The organism is Mesorhizobium sp. B2-3-13 (assembly GCF_006442195.1).
GTDB classification, from domain to species: Bacteria; Pseudomonadota; Alphaproteobacteria; order Rhizobiales; family Rhizobiaceae; genus Mesorhizobium; species Mesorhizobium salmacidum.
Genome location: NZ_VFVQ01000011.1, coordinates 64,382 through 79,596, shown reverse-complemented (window position 1 = coordinate 79,596; position 15,215 = coordinate 64,382). Strand labels below are relative to the sequence as shown.

Genomic DNA, 15,215 nt, shown 5'->3' with positions numbered 1-15,215 from the left:
AGATCGATAGATATAGGCGCTAAAGGCGGTTTTTCCAAGGTTTGCAGGCATTTCCGGCGCAAATCCCAAGCCGGCGGCCGGCTATTTTTTTCGGGCGTTGATTTTGGCGAGAAGGCCGCGCAAATATTTGATCGTGGATTTGTCCCTGGGCGCCAGCCGGCCCGTGCGGTCGAGCTCCAGCGTCAGGTTCAGCGCCTTGGTCAGCACCGCCTTCGGATCCTTGGCGCGCATAGTTGATGTAAGCCTGCACCAGATCAAATTGCCAAACCGCATTGTTCGGATCGGACTGAGCCAGTTGCTGGCGGATGCCGAGGCTGGCTTCGAAGGCCCTCTTGGAGCCCTCGAAGTGGCGCTGCTTGGTCTCCAGCATGCCGATTTCCGACAGAGTGATCGACAGGTCGCGTTGCCAGTCGGAATTGCCTGGGTCGAGCTGGGCCAGCCGGTCGGCGATGGCAAGACTGTCCTGGTAGTTTTGCAGCGCCTCGCTGACATTGCCCTGCGCATCAAGCACACCGGCAACCTTTTCCAGACAGACCGACAGGTCGCGCTGCCAGCCGGTGTTGCCGGGGTCACTCCGGGCAAGGTCACGCGCTACGGCCAGCGCTTTCTGATAGGAGACCAGTGCTGCCGGCCAGTTCTCCTGGTCGTTGAACGCGTTGCCGATCTTGGCGTAACTGATCGACAGGTCGCGCTTCAAGTCGGTATCGTTAGGGTCGCGGCGCACCAGGCTCCCGGCGATCGCCTGGCTCTTGTTGTAGGCCACAAGCGCGCCGGCGGCGTCGTCTCGCTCGCGCAGCACGTCGCCGATCCTCTCGTGGCTGACAGAGACAGCCCGCTGGCGCTCAAGGTCGTCGGGTTTGTTCTCGGCCAGCGCCCGCCGGAGTCTCAGGCTCTCTTCAAAGGCGGTCTGGGCGCTGTTCAACTGGCCGGCGGTACGGGCAAGGTCGCCGATTTCGTCATAGGTTATGGTCAGGTCGCGCAGCAGATAAGCGCTGTTCGGCTCGGCGTCGGCCAATTTCTGCTTGATCGACAGGCTTTGTTGATAGGCCTGGGCCGCCGCACCCACATCGCCTTGCGTCGCCAGCACGTTGCCGATCTTGTCATTGGCCATGGCAAGATCACCGAGCCAGTCTTTCTTGTCCGGCACGCTTGCGGTCAGCTCCTGCAGCATGCCCCTGGCCGCCTCATAGTTTTCGAGCGAGTTTGGCAGATCGCCTTGCGCCATCTCTATGTTGGCGAGCTTGATATGGCTGATGGCGAGATCGCGTTTGACGCTGGGATCGGTTTCCAGAAGCAACCGCTGCTCGAGGTTGGCCAACAGGGCGGTGAAGGCCCGGCCGGCCGCCTCGACATTGCCGACCGTCGTATAGAGCAGACCGAGCTCGTCCAGCGTGCTGCTCTGGCGGTCGGCTTGTTCCAGGCTGAGCGAGGTCTGTCCGGCCTCGCCATACAGCGACAGCACCGTTTCATAGCCCTTGATGGCCGCCGCATAATCGAGGTCGGCGCGCGCCGTGCCCGCCGACAGGAACAGCGTCGCGGCCTGCGACAGCGTTCGATCGACGAAATTCACCTTCAGCGCCTTGCGCGACACTTCGTCGATGCCGACCGCCTCGGCCAACTTCGCCTGTGCGGTGCCGAAGGCGCCCAGGGCCAGCTGCTCCTCGGCCTGACGGCGCAGATCCGTCATACGCGGATCGTCGGCAGCCAGCGTCTTCATCTCGGCACGCACCTTGACGAAGGCGTCCGCCGCCTCGCGCAGCCGGGCATTCAGGCTCTCCGCCGACAGATGGCTGGTGTCGGCGCTGATCAACGCCCCATAGAGCGGCGCCAGCGGCATGTCGGCGTCGCTGGCGATCCGCTCGACCTCGCCCCGCATCTCCGGCGTCACGTCGGCCATGGCCAGCAGCAGCCTTTCGCGCTCCGGCAATTGCTCCTTGGCGGCAGCGGCGAAAAACAGCTTCGGCAGGCCGCTCTCGACATAGGGTAGCTGCTTGCCGCGCGACACGTCGTAGACCTCCTGCTGCACCAGCGTCAGCACCGAGCGAATCTCAAGCCCGTCGGTGCCGAGATATTTGGTCAACGCCGTGGTGAAGGGTGAGTTCTGGCCGGTGCCATCGGCGGCCGTCTCGCCGGGTGCGGCCGAGAACGCGAACAGGATGTTTTCCGCCCGCCCGATGCGGCCAAGACCCGGTTTTACGCTGTCGGCGACATCCTTGGCCAGCGAGGTCGCGCCACGACTGGTGCCGCCATTCCTCGAGAACGGATCGCTGCGGCAGGCATCGAGCACGATCAGCCCGACTTTCGCGGTGGCGGCGACCGCGTCGCGCACCTCTTCCAGCGGCAGGCTGGTCTTGTCCAGCGCATCGAGCGAAGACGCGTCGGCATCGACCGGCAGCAGCCGGTTGTCGGCCGATATTTCGACGCCATGGCCTGAGAAATACACCAGCGCCACGTCGGCGCCCTTGGCGTCTTCGCGGAAATCGTCGAGCGCGCGGCGCATGCGCCTGAGGTCACGATTGGTTTCGAGCACCACCTCGAAACCAAGCTTCTTCAGCGCCGCCTCCATCGCCTCGCCGTCATGGATGGGGTTGGCAAGCGGCCGGACCAGCCGGTAGTCGTCATCGGCCATGACCAATGCCACGCGCCGCTCCGCCACCGCCGCGGCGGTGGTCGCAAGCATCAGCAGCAAGGCAAACAGCAAACGCAAGTCGAACCGCCCCCGGCTCAGTCATTTGCCGACCATTCCACCTCTTTATGGCGCGAGCAAGCCGCGCTGAGAGCGGCTCTCTCAGGCAGCGCGCATTGGTTTCAACGCCTCGCTCCAGCGCAACAGTTCGTCCAGCATGGTCTTGGTTCCGCCCCGCACCTGCTCGCTGGCATCGAAGGCGCCATTCTCGTCGAGCAGTTTCTGGTACAGCGGCAGCGCGACACCTTCCGGGATCGGCATGATCCCGACCGCGGTCAGCAGCGGTTTCAGCGCCTGCGCCGCGCGCAGGCCGCCGGAAACACCGCCATAGCTGAGGATGGCGGCTGGCTTGTATCTCCATTCGCGGGCGAGATAGTCGACCGCGTTGACGATCGCGGGCGCCACGAAATAATTGTATTCCGGCGCCACGAAGACTAAGGCGTCTGCAGCGTCGATCGCCTTCGACCAGACCTTGGTGTGGTCGTTTTGATAATTGCCGAGCCTTGGATGATAGGGTTCGTCCAGCACCGGCAGACCGAACGCGGCGATGTCGGTCAGCACCGGCTCGAATTTTCCGTGCTCGCGCGCGAACGTCTCCAGCCACTCGGCGAAAACCGAGCCGGCGCGGCCGGGCCGCGTGCTGCCGATGATGATGTTCAACTGGTGCTTCAAGGCAGGCTCCTTTGTCAGGCGGTATCCGTTGGTGACCGTCACTACGGCAGAGCGTTCCAGCGGACAAGGTCGGAGCCCTGACGGAACGGTCACGATCGGATGAACAGACCGTCTGCCTGCGTTCCTGAAGTCATGGTCCGCTCTGCCGTTTGGCCACATGGACGCCCGGTGTGCCAGCCACTACATTGATGGGAACAGCGGAGCACTCCATGGATACTCAGCCCGCCCCCTTCGTTCCTCCCGCCCCGAAGCCGCGCACGTCGCCGCCTTCGACGCTGGAGATGATCCGCATCGTCTATCGCAACCCGCTCGAACTCTGGGGCGAGCCGACCTACAACGAACCCTGGATTTCGGCCAAGGGCGCCGGCGGGCCGCTGGTCATCGCTAATGATCCCGCCCTGATCCGCCATGTGCTGGTCGACAACGCCAAAAACTACAAGATGGCGACGGTGCGCCAGAAGATCCTGAGGCCGATCCTGCGCGATGGCCTGCTGACCGCCGAGGGCGAGGTGTGGAAGCGGTCGCGCAAGGCGATGGCGCCGGTGTTCACACCGCGCCACATTTTCGGCTTTGCCCAGCCGATGCTGAAACGCACGCTGGAGTTCGTCACCCGTTACGAGGCAGGCGGCGCGTCCGATATCGCCCATGACATGACGCTGCTCACCTACGACATCCTAGCCGAGACGCTGTTTTCCGGCGAGATCGCAGGCGAGCCGGGCAGTTTCGAAAACGAGATCGACCGCCTGTTCGAGACCATGGGCCGCGTCGACCCGCTCGACCTGTTGCGTGCGCCCGACTGGCTGCCACGGCTGACCCGCATCCGCGGCCGCAAGACGATGGCCTATTTCCGCAAGATCGTGACCGACACGGTCAAGATGCGCGAAGAGAAGTTCAGGCGCGACCCCGATGCCGTGCCCCAGGATTTCCTGACGCTGCTGCTCAAGGCCGAAGGCCCCGACGGACTGACACGCCCGGAAGTCGAGGACAACATCATCACCTTCATCGGTGCCGGCCACGAGACCACGGCGCGCGCGCTCGGATGGACGCTTTATTGCCTGGCCGAATCGCCCTGGGAGCGCGACCGCGTCGAACAGGAGATCGACCAGGTGCTGGCGCGCGAGCCCGATCCGACGAAGTGGCTCGACGCCATGCCGCTGACACGCGCCGCCTTCGACGAGGCGCTTCGGCTCTACCCGCCGGCGCCATCGATCAACCGCGAGCCGATCGTGCCGGAAATGTGGAGGGACCTTTATATTCCCAAGCACGCCGCCGTGCTGGTGATGCCGTGGGTCGTCCACCGCCACAGGAAGTTGTGGGACCGGCCCGACGCTTTCCTGCCCGAACGCTTCCACCCGGGAAACCGTGAAAAGATCGACCGCTTCCAGTATCTGCCCTTCGGCGCGGGACCGCGCGTCTGCATAGGCGCCAGTTTCGCCATGCAGGAGGCGATCATCGCGCTCGCCATCCTTTTGTCACGCTTCCGCTTCGACGCGACCGCTGAAACAAAACCTTGGCCGGTGCAGAAATTAACCACGCAGCCGCAAGGCGGGCTGCCGATGCGGATCACGCCTCGTCATCGTTGAGGGCTGACGCTTCTGGAGATTATACCGCGGGCTTGCGCTGCTGGAACTGGCCGGCGGCGCGGAAGCGCCAGAGATAGCTGGGCAGGATCGTCGCGATCGATTGCGGCTGGATGCCGAGCCCCGCCAGTGTCCGGTTGGCCTTGGCGGCTTCGTCCGAAACGATGTTGTGCTCGCGCAGCTGTGTCACCTGGTCCTTGGTCAGCATCGGATTGGGCAGCAGGCCGAGGATCGAGGCCTGGATGTTGGCCACCCACCACGGCACCGGCACCAGCAGGCGCTTGCGCTCGATCACGGTGAGCATTTCCTGCATGCACTCCTTGAAAGTGAGCACGTTGGGGCCGCCAAGCTCATAGACCCGGCCGCCATCGATCTTGCCGTCGACCGAGCGCGCAACAGCTTCAGCAACATCGCCGACATAGACCGGCTGGAATTTGGTCTGGCCGCCGCCGATCAGCGGCAGCACCGGCGAATAACGCGCCATGTTGGCGAAGCGGTTGAAGAAGCTGTCTTCGGGCCCGAAATTGATCGACGGCCGGAGGATCACGGCGTCCGCGATCGTCTCCAGCACGGCCTTCTCGCCTAACGCCTTGGTGCGCGCATAATCCGATTTGGAGTCCAGATCGGCGCCGAGCGCCGAAATATGGGTGAAGCCGGCGCCTACGGCGCGCGCGGCCTCGGCGATAGCGCGAGCACCGAATTCGTGCACGGCGGAGAATTTCTGACGGCCGCTCTCATGCAGGACGGCGACGAGATTGACGACGTGGTCGGCGCCTTGCACGGCGCGGTCGACAGACCAGCGTACGCGCACATTGGCCTGCACCGGCTGGATCTGACCGACATTGCCGAGTGGCTGCAAATGGCCGGCAAGATCGGGCCGCCGGCAGGCGACCCGGATACGATAGCCGCGCTTGGCCAGCGCCCGCACGACATGACGGCCGACAAAGCCTGACCCGCCAAAGACGACGACGAGCTTTGGGGTCTGCAGGATTTCGGTCATGGCGGGCTCCGGCGCGCGTTCCAGATGGCTTGGCTGAGCCGTTTCATAGTCCGTTTTGCGCTAAAGGCAAAGGGTGACGCGTCGTCGCGTCATCCTTGTTTCTTGGGCAATTCCAGAAAAAGTGTGAAGCGGTTTTTGGCGAAAGCGCATGGCACTTTCATCATGTTTTGGCGCCGCGAACGACAGACGCAGAAAACCCCGCCGAAGCGGGGTTTTCCGGGTGACGTTCGCGCCGAAAGCAGGGTCCAACGAGGCGGCCTGACCTGAGACGGTATCAGCGTGGCGTGAAGCAAGTACGCCCGCCCCAGCCCTGAACGCATCCGACAGAAGACACCGACCGGGCAAACCCGACCCGGACAGCCATTGGTCGTCGCGAGGCGCGGGAAGGTTCACCGACGCGCGGGAAATTTCGTCAGTTTCTTCAGACCGAATAGCGCTCAGCGAATTCGGAGATGCGCTGGATCACCGCCTTGGGCGCGGTGATGCCGCGCGCCTGCGCCTTCTCGACCGCTTCGGCCCGGGCGCGGCCGGGCACATGCACGCCATAGCGTCGGCGCAGCCGGTCGAGTTGGTCCTTCATGCGCTGCTCGAAATCCGGATCGAGTAGCTTCGGCTCGACCGCGAGCACGAACAGGCCGGTTCCCGGACTGTCGGGACCGCCGCTGAACCACGGTGCGTCGAGCGACCAGTTGGCGCCCGACAGGCCCGCCGCCAGCACTTCGACCATCAGCGCGATGTTGGCGCCACGCTGGCCGCCAAAGGCAAGCATGGCGCCCTTCATGGCGGCGGCCGGGTCGGTCGTCGAATTGCCGCTGGCGTCCAGCGCCCAGCCTTCGGGAATCTTCTTGCCGTCTTCCGCCGCCTTGCGGATGTTGACGAAGGCGGTGGCGCTCGACGACTGGTCGATGACCAGCGGCGCGCCGTCGGCGGCGGGCGCGGCGAACGACATCGGATTGGTGCAATAGACCGGCTTGACCGACCCCGAGCCGGCCAGGACGGCCGGGCCGTTGGTGGCGGCGAACGACACCAGCCCCTGCGCCGCCAGCCGGCCGGTGAAGTAGCCGAGCGCCCCGCACGTATAGGCGTTTTTCTGCGAGAAGATGGCGACGCCGAACAGTCTTGCCGCCTTGGCGAGGTCGTCGATGGTGCGGTCGAATCCGGTATGCGCCAGCCCGCGGCGTGCGTCCGAGAGATAGATGGCCAGCGCCGGCCGCGTGATCACCGGATCGGCATTGCCGTCGATGCGCCCGGCCTCGAACGCCTCGAGGTAATCGATGAAATGCGACAGCCCGACGGTGGCAAGTCCTTCCGCCTCGGCCGCGACGATCGAGGCGGTGAGCGATTGCGCCGCTTCCTCATTGGCGCCGGCGCCAAGTGCCGCCATCCGGCACAGTCCTTTTGCCTGGTCGAGACTGAGTTGCATCAGGGCTGCTCCTGAGTGAGTAGGAAATAGGGAGTAGTCAGTAGGATAAAACCGGCAAGCAGCCCACTATTTCCTATTCACTACTCGCTTACCCGATCTTGACCGGAATCCGCGCCTCGATCCGGCTGAACGCGAAGACCAGAATGCCGGTGATCGCCATATAGATCAACGCCAGGAGCAGCAAGGGCTCGTAGGTGAGGTAGGTGTCCTGCCGCACCTTGGACGAGACGGCGAAGATGTCGATCACGCTGATGGTCGCCACCAGCGGCGTCGATTTCAGCTGCAGCACGGTCTCGCCAGTCAGCGTCGGCAGCGCCCGATAGAACGCTTGAGGCAGCCAGATGCGGCGGAAGATCTTCCAGCGGCTCATGCCGAAGGCGCGGGCGGCTTCCAGCTGCCCCTTGGGCACGCCGGCAAAGGCGCCGCGCATCACTTCGCCTTCATAGCCGGCAAAGGACAAGGTCAGCGCCAGCACGCCGTACGGCCAGGCCTGCCTGAGATAAGGCCACATCCAGGATTCGCGGATCCATGGATATTGCGGGAACAGCGAGCCCAGCCCGTAATAGAGCAGCCATAGCTGCAGAAGCAGCGGCGTGCCGCGAATGATGGTGCAGAACACTTTCGCCGGTGCCGCGACCCAGATCGAACCAGCCGCCTGCGCCAGCCCGACGGGCAGGGCGATCATGACGCCGAGCGTACAGGTGACGGCCAGGATCCACAGGGCACGCCAGATGCCCATCAGGCCCATTTCCCAATATTGCGGCAGCCAGTCCCAGCGCATGAAATAGGCGGCCGAGGCCACGAGCCCCAACGCGATGAGGATCAGCACGATGCGATGTGGCTGCAGCCAGAGCGAAGCGCGCGCCGCCGTGTCGATGACGGCTGTTTCGCTGGTCATCAGCGTGCCTCCTTGATGGAAGGCATGCCGCGCCGCGCCCATTTCTCGGCGCGGCCAAGCAGGAAGTTCGAAACCAGCGTCACGCAGAGATACAGCACGCCGGCGGCGAGGAAGAAAACCAGATAGGCCTTGGTGACGCCCGCCGCCTGTCGTGTCGCCAGCGTCAGTTCGAAGAAGCCGACGACGGCCAGCAGCGCGGTGTCCTTTGTGGCGATCAGCCACAGATTTGCGAGGCCCGGAATGGCGAAAGGCAGCATCGCCGGCAGTGTGATGCGCCGCAATAGAAGGCCGGGAGACATGCCGAAGGCGCGAGCGGCTTCGATCTGGCCCTGCGGAATGGCGAGGATCGCGCCGCGGATGACTTCCGTCGAATAGGCGCCCTGGACGAAGCCGAGCACGGCAATGCCGGCCACCAGCCCGCTTATATCGACACGCTGGTAACCCATCGCGGCCAGCACCTGGTTTATCAGGTCGGTACCGGCATAATAGAGCAGCAGTATCAGCACCAGTTCCGGCACGGCGCGCACCACCGTGGTGTAGACCGCGAACAGGTCGCGCACCACGGGCCCGCCGTAGAGCTTGCCATAGGCACCCCAGGTTCCAATCAGCAGGCCGACGATCGTGGCGCCGACTGCGATCTCGAGCGAATGCAAGAGCCCGAGCAAAAGGGTCCCACCCCAGCCGACGGGCGCCGGCGAGAGGAGTTCGACGATGCCGGCCGCGGAGGCCGGAAGAAAGGATTCGATCAGCGTCGCCCCCGGATTGCTGGCTCGATCCGCCGGCACCAGCGGCCGGCGGCAAGCATGCGTGGACTGGCTAGCTGGAGGATGGGGACGTCAGCGCCCTGTCCTCCAGCCCATGCGAGGGTCGTCAGTTCGACTGCGTGGCGCCGCCGTAAATGTCGAAATCGAAGTATTTCTTCGAGATCTCGTCATATTTGCCGTTGGCGCGGATCGCCTTGATGCCGGCGTTGATCTTCTCTTTCAGATCGGTGTCTTCCTTGCGCACGCCGGCGCCGACGCCCGGTCCGAGCACTTCGTCGTCAGGGGCCACCATGCCCTTGAGGTCGCAGCAGGCCTTGCCCTGGTCTGTCTTGAGGAACTCCTTGAGCGCGATGGAATCGGCCTGCACCGCGTCGAGGCGGCCGGCGGCAAGGTCGTTGTTGGCTTCGTCCTGCGTCTGGTATTCCTTGTTCTCGGATGCCGTGGGGCCGAAATGCTTCTTGGCGTAGACGGCATGCACCGTCGACACCTGGACGCCGAGGACCTTGCCCTTGAGATCGTCAGGCGTGGCGCCGAACTTCTGGTCCTTCGGGCCAATGATCGCGGTCGGCGTGTTGTAGTACTTGTCCGAGAAGTCGATGGTCTTCTTGCGTTCGTCGGTGATCGACATCGACGAGACGATGAGGTCGATCTTCTTGGTGGTCAGCGCCGGGATGATGCCGTCCCAGGCGACAGGGGTGATGACGCAATCGAGCTTTTCCTCGGCGCAAACGGCGTCGATGAAGTCGATCTCCCAGCCGACCCATTTGCCCGAAGCGTCGGGCGAGGTGAAGGGCGCGTAGGGTTCGGCGGCGACGCCGATCTTGACCGGATCGGCTTTGGCCACGCCCATGGCGGCGACGCCGAGCAGCAGCGCCGTGGCGAATGTCTTCAGAACAGTCTTCATTTTCAGAACTCCCAGTTTGTTGTTGGTTCCCGGTTTTCTTCCGTCCCGGCCGTTCCCTAGCCGATGTTGCGGATGAACTGCTTGAGCCTTTCGGATTTGGGCGCGCCGAAGATCTGCTCCGGTGGTCCCTCCTCCTCGACCAGCCCGTTGTAGAGGTAGACGACGTGGGTCGCGACCTCGCGGGCGAATTTCATTTCGTGGGTGACCAGCACCATGGTGCGGCCTTCGCGCGCCAGATCGCCGATCACCTTCAACACTTCGCCGACCAGTTCAGGATCGAGGGCCGAGGTCGGTTCGTCGAACAGCATGACACGCGGATTGATGGCCAAGGCGCGAGCGATCGCGGCGCGCTGCTGCTGGCCACCGGAGAGATAGGCCGGGTAGACATCGCGCTTCTCGGCGAGCCCGACACGCGCCAGCAGCTTTTCGGCCTGGGCGACAGCCTCGTCGCGCTTGATGCCCAGTACATGCACGGGCACCTCTATGACGTTTTCGATCAGCGTCATGTGGCTCCACAGGTTGAAATTCTGGAACACCATGCCGAGCTTGGAGCGGATGCGTTCGATCTGCCTGCGGTCGGCCGGAATGGTGTGGCCATGGCTGTCCGCCTTGAGCTTGATCTCCTCGCCATTGACACGGATGATGCCGCTGGTCGGATTTTCCAGGCAGTTGATGCAGCGCAGCAGCGTCGATTTACCCGAGCCCGAGCCGCCGATGATGGCGATGACCTCGCCGTCGCGCGCCGACAGCGATACGCCCTTCAGCACATGCAGTTGACCGAATTTCTTGTGCAGGTTCTCGACATGGATGGCTTCTGCGGCGCAGTCCTGCGCCTCGCCGGATGAGATCTTGGCAGCTGCCAGAGCGCTCACCAAATGACCTCCATATGGCCGCCGGCGGTTCGTCGAACGTCTACCCGGCTAATCAACATACGCTGTACTGCCCTGCTCCAGATTTCAAGCATGGACTCAACAGAGCGAGCCCGTCAATCCCGCTCATTACGGCACTTGCGGCCTTGTTGTGCAAGTGTATAAATAACGTCTCATGAAATTTTCTCGATTTTTTTCAGCCTAAAAAGGGCATCGATGAGCGCTTTCGGATCACAGTCCATGGCGGCGCCGCTGCGGCGCGTGCTGATGCGGTCGGCGGCCAACGCCATGCGCGACGCCGACAGGGCCGCCTGGCACTATGGCCCGGGATTCAACCCGGCGAAAGCAGCCTCGCAGCACGCGGTCCTTGCTGAGCTGGTGGCCGCTTCAGGCGCCGAGATCGAATGGATCGAGGACAAGGCCGACGGACTTTCGGATTCGGTGTTCACGCACGACCCCTCGCTGATGACCGACCGCGGCGCGCTGATCCTGTCCATGGGTAAGCCGTTGCGGGCCGGCGAGCCTTCGCTGCATGAGGAAACCTACAGAAGACTGGGCATTCCGATCCTCGGCCGCGTCGAGGCTCCTGGCCAGGTCGAAGGTGGTGACTGTGTATGGGTCGATGCCCGCACGCTGGCGATCGGGCGCGGTGTCCGCTCCAACCAGGAAGGCATCCAGCAGGTTTCCAATCTGCTGACGCCGCTGGGCATTTCCGTCTACGGCTTCGATCTGCCGCTGTGGCAGGGCGAAGAGGCGTGCCTGCATCTGATGTCGGTGATCAGCCCGCTGGCCGACGACCTGGCGCTGGTCTATTCGCCGCTTTTACCGGCCCCGTTCTATCAGGCGCTGAAGGCGCGCGGCATCCGGCTGGTCGAAGGCGATGCCGAAGAGTTCGCCGCGTCCAATGGCCTCAGCCTGAACGTACTGCCGACCAGCCCGCTCAACGTCATTGCCGTCGCGGGCTTTCCCAGAACCAAGGCCGCGATGGAAGCCGCCGGCTGCACGGTTGAAATCTTCGAGGCGGATGCGCTCTGCATCGCCTGCGAAGGCGGGCCGACATGCCTGACGCGACCGATCCTGCGCCAATGAATGCGCGCCGTAAGTTCCGTCGCGAGGGCGAGGGGCGGCGGCGGCAGGATCTGATCGAAGCGACTCTGGACAGCGTGGCGGAACATGGCCTGCAAGGCGCCAGCCTGCGCACCATCGCATTGCGTGCCGGCGTCACCGCCGGGCTGATCGGGCACTATTTCCCGGGCAAGGAAGAATTGCTGCAGGAAGCCTATACGGCGCTGGTCAGCCGCATGACCGAGCAGGCGAAGGCGGCGTTGGTCATGGACGGCGCCTCGCCGCGCCAGCGCCTTGCGGCCTTCGTCACCGCCAATCTCAATGCGCCGATCATCGACGCGCGGGTGTTTTCGCTCTGGGCAACCTTCATCGGCCGCGCCAGTGCGGATCCTGCCCTGGCCCGTGCCCACCGCGAAGGCTACCTTGGCTTTCGCAACGAGGTGGAAGCGGTTGTGGCTGAAGTGCTCGCCGCCGAACAGCACAAGCCGGACGCAAGCGAGCTGCGCCACCATGCCATCGCGATCAATGCGATAATCGACGGGCTCTGGATAGAAGGCTGCCTGGCCGGCGAGATGTTCTCGCCCGGCGAATTGGCGGCGATTGGCGTCAAGGCTGTCGAGGCCGAGCTCGGCCTCGCGCCGCTAGAGCAATTCCAGGAAAAGTGAGAAGCGGTTTTCCCGGGAAAACCGCGTACGCTTTCCCTTCGCAATTGCGTAGGAAACAAAGAGACAGAGCGGAACCAATAATCCGCTCTAACCGGGAGAAAACCAATGACCACCATCGGCGAAGCATTGATTTCGCTACTCGAGGCCCATGGCGTCGACACCGTCTTCGGCATCCCCGGCGTCCACACGGTCGAGCTCTATCGGGGCCTGGCGAGGTCGAAGATCCGCCATGTCACGCCGCGCCACGAACAGGGCGCCGGCTTCATGGCCGACGGCTATGCCCGCGCCAGCGGCAGGCCGGGCGTCGCCTTCGTCATCACCGGGCCGGGTCTGACCAACACCATCACCGCCATGGGCCAGGCGCGCGCCGATTCGGTGCCGATGCTGGTGATTTCTGGCGTCAACGCCACCGATACGCTCGGCAAGGGGCTCGGCTTTCTGCATGAATTGCCTGACCAGCGCGGCATGATGGAGAAGGTGGCGCTGATGTCGGTACGCGTCACCGGGGCCAGCGAGTTGCCCGGTGCGCTGGCGCGGGCCTTCGCCCTGTTTTCCTCCTCGCGGCCCGGTCCTGTGCATATCGAGATCCCGACCGACGTCATGGTCAAGCCGGCGGACGGCATCGCCGCCCTGCTCAGCAATGCGGCGCCTCCGGCACCCAATGGTGCGGCAATTGTGAACGCGGCCAAGCTCATCGCCGCCGCGCGCCGTCCGCTGATCCTTGCCGGCGGCGGTGCCAAGAAGGCGGAAGCCCCGCTGCGGCGCCTCGCCGAAAGGCTGGGCGCTCCCGTCGTCGAGACGACCAATGCGCGCGGGTTGCTGCACCGCCATCCGCTCTGCGTACCGGCAAGTCCGAGTCTGAAGGCGGTTCGCGCGCTGATGGCCGATGCCGATCTGGTGATCGCCGCCGGCACCGAATTCGGCGCGACCGACTATGACGGCTATGGCGACGGCGGCTTTGTGCTGCCTTCAAACCTGATCCGTATCGACATCGGTGCCGACCAGCTTGCGCGGCGCCCGGTGACGGTCGCCATCCAGGCTGACTGCGCCGAGGCGATCGAGGCCCTGCTTACGGCGATCGATCCGGCCCACAGAGCCGGTGAAGATGGTCATGGCCGCGCCGCGACGGGGCGAAAGGCCGCCTTTGCCGAGTTGAGCCCGGCCTATGCGGCGCAGGTGCACGCCGTGGAAATGATCCGCGATGCCTTGCCCGGGGCCATCATCGTCGGCGACTCGACGCAGCCGATTTACGCCGCCAATCTCTATTACGACCACGACCGGCCTGGCGGCTGGTTCAATGCCGCGACCGGCTTCGGCGCGCTGGGCTATGGCCCTCCGGCGGCGATCGGCGCGGCACTCGCCATGCCCGATGCACCGGTGGTCTGCCTGACCGGCGACGGCGGCTTCCAGTTCACCTTGCCGGAGATAGCCGTAGCGCTGGATTCCGAAGCGCCTGTCATCTTCGTCGTCTGGAACAACAGGGGCTATCGCGAGATCGAGACCTCGATGCTCGATGTCGGCGTTGAACCTGTCGGCGTGTCGCCGGCGCCGCCCAATTTCTGCAAGCTGGCCGAAGCCTATGGTATTGGCGCCGAAAGGCTGGCCGACATCGGCGCCTTGCCTCAGGCGCTGAAGCACGCCCGGGCAACGGGACTGCCGCGCGTGATCGAAATCACGGTCGTTTGAACCATCCAGGCTGGCCTTGGTCCCCCCGTCCGGAGGCGGATCATTCGCCGACGTAGTCCTGAAAGGCGTGCGCCGCTTCCGGGTGGCTTCGCTATTCGACGATGTCCTGACGCATGCAAAGACGTGACGGCTGCCATGTCGAGATATCGGTTGAGTGATCGGCTGAAAGGCGCGACGCTTCGCGTCGGCGCGGCAAACCAACGACAAAAGTCATAAAAATGACAGGAGCGGTCCAGGATGATGGAAACACTTGAAGGCAGGCATATCGTTGTGACCGGTGGAACCGGCGCGCTCGGTGGGGCGGTGGTCGGCAGACTGCTGGAGCAGGGCGCGATCTGCCATGTGCCGAACGCGCACGCCGCCGCGCCTTCACATTTCCCCTTCACCGCGCATGACAATGTGAAGCTGGCGCACAATGTCGACCTGTCGGACTCCGCCAAGGTCGAAGCCTTCTATTCCCAGGTCCCTGCCTTGTGGGGATCGATCCATCTGGCGGGCGGCTTTGCCAAGGCACCGGTGGAAAAGATCGAATCGGCATCCTTTGCCGAGATGATGGACACCAACGCCCGCACCACCTTCCTGTGCAGCCGCGCGGCTATCCGCTCGATGCTGGCGTCGGGCTCTGCCGGCCGCATCGTCAATGTCACCGCGCGCGCCGGGCTCGACCCCAGGCGCGGCGCCGGGATGGTCGCCTACACGGCCAGCAAGGCCGCGGTGGCCGCCATGACGGTGGCAATGGCGGAAGAGCTCAAGGCCAATGGCATCCTGGTCAATGCCGTCGCCCCCTCAACGCTCGACACGCCGGCAAACCGCGCCGACATGCCGGATGCCGATTTCACCAAATGGGTCAGCCTCGAAGCGGCGGCTGAAGCAATCGCCTATCTCGCCTCGCCCACCAACCAGGCGATGAGCGGAACGCTGGTGCCGCTTTACGGACGCGCTTAATGCATGTCGCAGCAGGTCGGGCGAATCCTAGTCGCCGCGACATGCTGTAACCGGCCTC

General features: G+C 64.2%; 13 protein-coding genes. 5 read left to right on the top strand and 8 right to left on the bottom strand.

The window, feature by feature from the left end; genetic code table 11:
- Window positions 1–19: 19 nt before the first annotated feature.
- Window positions 20–2,707: a caspase family protein gene (locus FJ941_RS15095; protein ID WP_246673836.1), complete on the bottom strand. Its 2,688-nt coding sequence runs from the start codon at window positions 2,705–2,707 to the stop codon at window positions 20–22.
- Window positions 2,708–2,788: 81 nt separating this feature from the next.
- Window positions 2,789–3,358, bottom strand: a complete 570-nt coding sequence (locus FJ941_RS15090; protein ID WP_140506702.1) for an NADPH-dependent FMN reductase — start codon at window positions 3,356–3,358, stop codon at window positions 2,789–2,791.
- A 209-nt stretch (window positions 3,359–3,567) separates the two neighbouring features.
- Between FJ941_RS15090 and FJ941_RS15085 the strand changes: the two genes are divergently transcribed.
- Window positions 3,568–4,941 (top strand): cytochrome P450, encoded by a 1,374-nt coding sequence (locus FJ941_RS15085; protein ID WP_140506700.1) that lies wholly within the window; start codon window positions 3,568–3,570, stop codon window positions 4,939–4,941.
- 19 nt (window positions 4,942–4,960) lie between these two features.
- Here FJ941_RS15085 and FJ941_RS15080 read toward each other — a convergent pair whose 3' ends face one another.
- The 6 genes from FJ941_RS15080 to FJ941_RS15055 all read right to left on the bottom strand — a co-directional run bounded on the left by FJ941_RS15080 (window position 4,961) and on the right by FJ941_RS15055 (window position 10,799).
- The gene (locus FJ941_RS15080) at window positions 4,961–5,938 is read right to left on the bottom strand and encodes a complex I NDUFA9 subunit family protein (protein WP_140506698.1); all 978 of its coding nucleotides are present in this window, start codon (window positions 5,936–5,938) and stop codon (window positions 4,961–4,963) included.
- Window positions 5,939–6,359: 421 nt separating this feature from the next.
- A complete protein-coding gene (locus tag FJ941_RS15075; protein ID WP_181169814.1) occupies window positions 6,360–7,361 on the bottom strand; it encodes an Ldh family oxidoreductase in 1,002 nt (333 codons plus the stop codon).
- A gap of 88 nt (window positions 7,362–7,449) precedes the next feature.
- A complete protein-coding gene (locus FJ941_RS15070) occupies window positions 7,450–8,259 on the bottom strand; it encodes an ABC transporter permease (RefSeq protein WP_140506695.1) in 810 nt (269 codons plus the stop codon).
- Window positions 8,259–8,924 carry an ABC transporter permease gene (locus FJ941_RS15065; RefSeq protein ID WP_140506889.1) on the bottom strand — a complete coding sequence of 222 codons (666 nt, stop codon included), beginning with the start codon at window positions 8,922–8,924 and terminating at the stop codon, window positions 8,259–8,261. Before FJ941_RS15065 ends, FJ941_RS15070 begins: the two co-directional genes overlap by 1 nt.
- Window positions 8,925–9,129: 205 nt before the next feature.
- Complete coding sequence (locus FJ941_RS15060; RefSeq protein ID WP_140506693.1) at window positions 9,130–9,927, bottom strand: transporter substrate-binding domain-containing protein; 798 nt, start codon at window positions 9,925–9,927, stop codon at window positions 9,130–9,132.
- A gap of 56 nt (window positions 9,928–9,983) precedes the next feature.
- Window positions 9,984–10,799: an ABC transporter ATP-binding protein gene (locus FJ941_RS15055; RefSeq protein ID WP_140506691.1), complete on the bottom strand. Its 816-nt coding sequence runs from the start codon at window positions 10,797–10,799 to the stop codon at window positions 9,984–9,986.
- A 213-nt stretch (window positions 10,800–11,012) separates the two neighbouring features.
- On the opposite strand from FJ941_RS15055, the gene FJ941_RS15050 reads away from it, so the two are divergent.
- The 4 genes from FJ941_RS15050 (at window position 11,013) to FJ941_RS15035 (ending at window position 15,157) form a co-directional block, all read left to right on the top strand.
- Window positions 11,013–11,885, top strand: a complete 873-nt coding sequence (locus tag FJ941_RS15050) for a dimethylarginine dimethylaminohydrolase family protein (protein ID WP_140506690.1) — start codon at window positions 11,013–11,015, stop codon at window positions 11,883–11,885.
- Window positions 11,855–12,526, top strand: a complete 672-nt coding sequence (locus FJ941_RS15045) for a TetR family transcriptional regulator C-terminal domain-containing protein (RefSeq protein WP_140506688.1) — start codon at window positions 11,855–11,857, stop codon at window positions 12,524–12,526. The genes FJ941_RS15050 and FJ941_RS15045 overlap by 31 nt, the downstream gene beginning before the upstream one ends.
- A 105-nt stretch (window positions 12,527–12,631) precedes the next feature.
- On the top strand, window positions 12,632–14,212 hold the full coding sequence (locus tag FJ941_RS15040; RefSeq protein ID WP_140506686.1) for a 5-guanidino-2-oxopentanoate decarboxylase: 1,581 nt from the start codon (window positions 12,632–12,634) through the stop codon (window positions 14,210–14,212).
- 237 nt (window positions 14,213–14,449) lie between these two features.
- Complete coding sequence (locus FJ941_RS15035; RefSeq protein ID WP_027142833.1) at window positions 14,450–15,157, top strand: SDR family NAD(P)-dependent oxidoreductase; 708 nt, start codon at window positions 14,450–14,452, stop codon at window positions 15,155–15,157.
- Window positions 15,158–15,215: the final 58 nt, after the last annotated feature.